Consider the following 4,251-nt stretch of genomic DNA (forward strand, 5'->3'; position numbering starts at 1 on the left):
TATCCACACTTCCTCTATGCTCTCCTGATAAAGAGCTCTAACCCGAGAGTGGCCGCAAAACATTTGCGGGCCGCACTTTCTCTTGACGAGGAGTTCAAAGAGGCATCGTCAGAGTTGAGAAAACTGGAGGAATAATCCGATGCCGTTCATGAAAGGCGCAATCAGGAAAGACGAGTATTATGTCGTCATATTTGGTTGTGGTAGGCTCGGTTCAAGAATGGCCAACTGGCTTTCAACCATGGGATGCAGTGTCGTGGTTGTTGACAGAAGCGAGGAGTCTTTTCAGGCATTATCCTTTGAATTCACCGGGTTCACCGTTCTCGGAGATGCGACCGAACTCGACACTTTGAAGGAAGCTAAAGTAGATAAGGCAGATGTCGTACTGGTTTTGACACCCGACGACAACACGAATCTTATGGTAGCGATGTCGGCGAAAGAGTATTTCAAAGTTGCACGCGTTGTTGCCAGAGCCTACGATCCGAACAACATAGAGATGTTTTCTGATTTCGGAATAGAGGTCATCTGTCCCACTCTGCTCGCGGTGGAAAACATAAAAAACGTTCTCTACTTCATCGGTGGTGACGAGAGGTGAAGATAGTTCTAATAGGTGGCGAAAAGATAGCCTATCACCTCGCTAGAAGGTTTCTGAGCAAGGGTTACCAGGTTATGGTCGTAAATAAAAACGAAAAGTTCTGCGAAGAAATAGCCAAAAAACTCCGTGCGCTGGTTATAAGAGGCGATGGAAGCCGTAGATACGTTCTTGAACAGCTGGAGCTCGATAGAACAGATCTCTTCGTTGCGTTGACTCCCAACGATCAGGACAACCTAGTAGCTTGCTTGACGGCGGCGAGGGTATACGGTATAGAGAGACCTGTAGCACTTGTGAACGATCCCGACAATAAAGCGACTTTTCAGATGATGGGAATCAAGAACGTTGTGAGTCCCACGGAGATACTGGGATCGGCGCTCGAAGACAGTCTTTTCAGGGAGCAAATCACCAATCTTCTGCCGTCGTCGGAAAAAATTTCCATCTTGAGGATTGAAATGACCGATAAGTCTCCGGCAACAGGTCAGGCCGTTAAAAATCTCCCTCTTCCGAAAGAGAGCGTGATCGGTGCGATTATAAGAGAGAACGAAGTTATAATTCCTAGGGGGGACAACGTCATAAAAGGAGGCGACATCCTCCTGGTTCTCAGTAATCCAAAGGTTCAGTCATCGGTTTTCGAAGTGCTTCTAGGAGAAGTATAAATGTACCGCAATCTTTTGAAGCAGCGCTATAGACTGGTTTTTGGCTACATAGGGAATCTCTTCGTCTTCTTCCCTCTGGTAATGATGCTTCCTGTGCTTTACTGTATCTGGTATCCTTCGGTATTTGTGGATAGTCTGCCATTTCTCGAAGCGGCGGTGATCTGCTTCGCTTTTGGCATACTGTTCAAGCTCATCATGAAGGTCAAGCCTGGAGCACCTATCACGGTTCAGGAAGGTGCCATCATAGTGTTTTTTGCGTGGGTATTTGGAATAATCTTTTCAGCTCTTCCCTTCATCTTTGGCGGTTATCTTAACTTCACACAGGCGATTTTCGAGTCCACAAGCGGATTGACAACTACCGGACTTACCATGGTAAACGTGCTCGCGATACCCGACACTTACCTTTTGTGGCGAAGCATATTGCAGTTCCTCGGAGGAGCAGGGTTTGCGATAATAATGATGTCCGCGATACTAGGACCGGGAGGGCTCGGCCTTTACAAGGCCGAAGGACGCATGGATAATCTGGTGCCCAACATAAAAAGTTCAACAAGAACGATTGCGGTTATCTACACTTCATACGCGGTGGCCGGTATTTTAATGTACAGAATAGCCGGTATGAACTGGTTCGATGCTATAAACCACTCTTTGACAGCCCTGGCCACAGGTGGTTTTTCGACCAGACTGGGCTCTATCGGCGAGTTCAACAGTCTGCCCGTAGAGATCGTGACCATTGTTCTTATGCTGCTTGGCGCTACCGGTTTCGGTATTCACTATACGCTCTGGAGAAGAAACTTCAGAGCCTTCTGGAAAAATGGAGAGCCAAAACTGATGTTTCTGATAATAGCTTTTTTCACTCCATTGATAATGGCCGGAACGATGAAATACTTCTATGAGTCGATAGGAACTCAGTTCAGGCACGCTCTTTTCCAGTCAGTCTCGGCGTTAACAGGTACGGGCTTCTCCACCGTTGACTTCATACCATGGAATCAAATGGGGCTCTACCTATTAACAATTCTAATGATATTCGGCGGTGATCTCGATTCCACGTCAGGAGGACTGAAACAGTACAGGCTCTTCGCTCTTTGGAAACTTCTCTGGATGGAGATAAAGATGTATTTTCTGCCGAAGAACGCTTTGCTTAAAGAAGAGATCTGGAAGGGCGAGACCAAAAGATATTTGAATCATTCACTGGTGAAAGAGATTCTGTTGGTTTTCTCGCTTTACTTTATAACGTACGCCGTTGGAGTTGGTATCACGGCTTCTTACGGTCATTCGCTGGCATTCTCCGCCTTTGAGTTCGCCTCCGCACTCAGCACGGTCGGACTTTCGGTGGGAATTACCCTTCCCTCTTCACCCGTAGGTTTGATCTGGACGGAGACGATCGGTATGTTTCTAGGAAGACTTGAGTTTCTTGTCGTGATATATGCTATAACTAAATTACTGAGAGACGGAAAAGTAATGCTGGCTAAACGGAGGAATGATTGAGGAATGATTAACAGAATCAAGGGAACCCAGGACATTGCTTTCGAAGATATCGAATACTGGCAGTACATAGAGCAGGCTGTCCGAAACATAACCTTCAGGTACGCCTACAACGAGATACGCACGCCGATATTCGAAGCAACCGAGCTGTTCAAAAGAAGCGTTGGAGAATCGACCGATGTCGTTCAGAAGGAGATGTACACTTTCGATGATAAAGGCGGAAGGTCGATCACACTAAGACCGGAGGGCACAGCCAGCGTTGCGAGAGCCTTTATCGAGAATTCTTTCATAAATCTGGGTTCTCCAGTGAAGCTCTTCTACATGGGGCCAATGTTCCGTTACGAAAAACCCCAGGCAGGCAGGCTCAGGCAATTTCACCAGTTCGGAGCGGAGATACTTGGATCGGCCAGTGCCATGGCGGATTTTGAGATAATCGAACTGGCTTGCGAGTTTTTAAAAGAAGTGAAGATAAACAAGACCAAGCTTTTCATAAACTCTATAGGCTGTCCTTCCTGCAGAGCCAGGTACAAAGAAGCCCTGAGGGAGTATTTCCGCGATAAAGTCGATGGAATGTGTGAAGACTGCAGGCGGAGGTTCGACAGCAACGTGTTGAGGTTGCTCGACTGCAAAATCGACAGGGAGCAATCCGAGAACGCTCCGAACATACTTGAGTATCTAGACGAGGAGTGCAGGAAACACTTCGAAGATTTGAAGTGGTATCTTGAAAAGTCCGGAATCGATTACGAGATCGATCCCCATCTGGTGAGAGGACTCGATTACTACAGCCGTACGGCCTTCGAAATAAGGTCTCCCTCACTTGGCAGTCAGGATCAGATAGTAGGTGGTGGAAGGTACGACGGGCTCGTCGAAGTGATTGGAGGCAAGAGCTGTCCCGCAGTGGGCTTTGCAACAGGTATTGAAAGGATAGTAATGCTCCTCAAAGCCGAAAAGGTTAACATCCAAACCGATAGAAATTCAGAAGTCGCCATTCTTGGCATCGGCAGAGAGGGATCTTTGAGAGGATTCGAGTACGCGAGAAGACTCAGAAAAGCCGGTATCTCCACTTATGTTGATGTAATGGAGAGAAATATGAGAAATCAGATGAAACACGCCGCCAGGATAGGGGCCAAAATTTCGGTTATCATAGGCGATGAGGAACTCGAAAAGGATCTCGTGACGGTGAAGATAATGCTGGATGGTTCTCAGTATCAGGTTGACGGAGATTACATGGTCGATTATATTATCGATAAACTGAGAGATATATAGATAACACCGCGATTTATGTTATCCAGGAAAGAAAAAACTAGATAATCGCCAATAGTTGTTCTTATTGTCTTGATATTTCCTCCCAGGGTGTGTTATATTATATGCAGTGACAATAACGCCCGGGAGGATTTGTGCTATGAAAAAAGAAGAAATCGGTTCTTTTTTAAAGACCGATCCGTCGATTCAGGAAATGCGAAGATACGCGAAGATGCTCGGTGTTCATCTTAAGAGAACCATGGGCAAAAAGGATATCGC

At 46.5% G+C, this 4,251-nt stretch carries 4 protein-coding genes; all 4 read left to right on the top strand.

Annotation, left to right across the window (positions count from 1 at the left end):
- Nucleotides 1-139 precede the first annotated feature (139 nt).
- Genes PKX57_RS07475 through hisS form a run of 4 tightly spaced genes read left to right on the top strand, consistent with a single transcriptional unit; the run spans nt 140 to nt 3,996 of the window.
- Complete coding sequence (locus PKX57_RS07475; RefSeq protein WP_472411445.1) at nt 140-592, top strand: potassium channel family protein; 453 nt, start codon at nt 140-142, stop codon at nt 590-592.
- Nucleotides 589-1,248: a potassium channel family protein gene (locus tag PKX57_RS07480; protein ID WP_169699522.1), complete on the top strand. Its 660-nt coding sequence runs from the start codon at nt 589-591 to the stop codon at nt 1,246-1,248. The genes PKX57_RS07475 and PKX57_RS07480 overlap by 4 nt, the downstream gene beginning before the upstream one ends.
- Complete coding sequence (locus PKX57_RS07485) at nt 1,249-2,733, top strand: TrkH family potassium uptake protein (RefSeq protein WP_472416610.1); 1,485 nt, start codon at nt 1,249-1,251, stop codon at nt 2,731-2,733.
- A 3-nt stretch (nt 2,734-2,736) separates the two neighbouring features.
- The gene (gene hisS / locus PKX57_RS07490; protein ID WP_472411447.1) at nt 2,737-3,996 is read left to right on the top strand and encodes a histidine--tRNA ligase; all 1,260 of its coding nucleotides are present in this window, start codon (nt 2,737-2,739) and stop codon (nt 3,994-3,996) included.
- Nucleotides 3,997-4,251 lie beyond the last annotated feature (255 nt).

The organism is Mesotoga sp. (assembly GCF_035363035.1).
In the GTDB taxonomy this organism is placed as follows: domain Bacteria; phylum Thermotogota; class Thermotogae; order Petrotogales; family Kosmotogaceae; genus Mesotoga.